This window comes from Bacillus sp. 11C (assembly GCF_055486375.1).
In genome coordinates, this window is record NZ_JBUPVZ010000033.1 from 1 (window position 1) to 1,452 (window position 1,452).

At 42.1% G+C, this 1,452-nt stretch carries 1 protein-coding gene; it reads right to left on the reverse strand.

Annotated features, from left to right (window positions below):
* Nucleotides 1–2: 2 nt before the first annotated feature.
* Nucleotides 3–1,355, reverse strand: coding sequence for an IS1182 family transposase (locus ACY3LV_RS20870; protein WP_464864447.1), 1,353 nt, complete (start codon nt 1,353–1,355; stop codon nt 3–5).
* Nucleotides 1,356–1,452 lie beyond the last annotated feature (97 nt).

Sequence of the window (1,452 nt, forward strand, 5' to 3'; positions counted from 1 at the left end):
ACCTAGCCCTGCTTGGCTAGGTATGTGGCAATCTTCTTCATGTTCTGGCATGCGGCTGTGAGGAGAACTTGTTCACTCACATTCCGTTTTCCCCTCAACCTGCAATAGCGAAGCCCATGCAGCTGTTTTGAATCTGCAAAGCTTCGCTCTATTTTTTCTTTTCTTTTTTTATAGAGGGTTTTTCCTGAAACAGATAAGCGATTTTGTCTGACCTTTTCTTTGTGGTCCTCCCATACATGCCGGGTGATGACCTTCTGGCGGTTCTTTGATCTTGTGCATTGCTCAAGCATTGGGCATGCGGAACAGGTTTCAGGATTTGATTTATATGACCGGTAGCCTTTTCGGTCAGTTGTTGAGTATGTAAGTACCTGCTGGTTCGGGCAAATGTAACTGTCTTTTTCACTGTCATAATGAAACTTCCATTTTGGAAACAAGCCCCTAGTAGGGTGATATCGTCTATGGGCAATAACGCCAAAAATATGGCGGTCGGCTAATCCTTTACAGATCGGAGTCGTTAAATAACCAGAATCAAGAGCGACGGCTTCTACTTCAAAATTAAATCGTGCCATTTGGTGATCTAATCGGTCAAGGTAAGGCACAGAATCATGGATATTTCCAGGCGTGACATAGGCGTCGGTGATAATGTTATGTTTCATATCCGTTGTTCGGTGATCTAAGTAAAAGAAACCCTCCGGTTTGTTTTCACGATACATATATCCACTTTCCGGATCAGTGGTACTGTGGCGGATCTCTTTTTCAGCTTTCACCTCCTCTTTGGCCGGTAATGGCTTTTTTCCGTGATCCTCCCGATCTTCCTGGATGGCTTCATTTAAATCTTTGATATAGTTTTGTGTATCCTGTTCAATCGTTTTTCTTGTGTATTTGTGCTTGTTGGCATTGGCTTTCAGATGAGTTGAATCGGTGAAAAGGACACGTCCGCCCACCATGTCATGATTGATGGCCTGAAGAACGATCTCATCAAAAATGTCTTGGAAAATCGTTGTATCTTTAAAGCGTGTGCGTCTGTTCCAGCTGATGGTGGAGTGGTGCGGAACTGGGTCATTGATATTCAGTCCCAAAAACCATCTGTACGCCATATTGTAGTAAATTTCTTTTTCAAGCTGCCTTTCTGAACGGATGCCGTAGAGGTATCCGATAAACATCATTTTGAATAAAATCAGCGGATCGAGTGAGGGGCGGCCTTTATTTTCACTGTAGTAAGGTTTAACCTTTTCAATGATGAAAGAAAAGTCTATGTGCTGATCAATTTTTCGAAGCAAATGATCCTCTTCGACGAGTTGGTCAAGCAGAACAAACTCGGCTGCGTTTTGAGAAGAATTTCTTGTATGGAACATGAGAAAGACACCGTCCTTTTAAGTCTTTCTTTTATTTTATTACACGTGAATGGGTATTTTAAGGAAAAAATAAAGACTGTCGAGATTTTCTCGACAG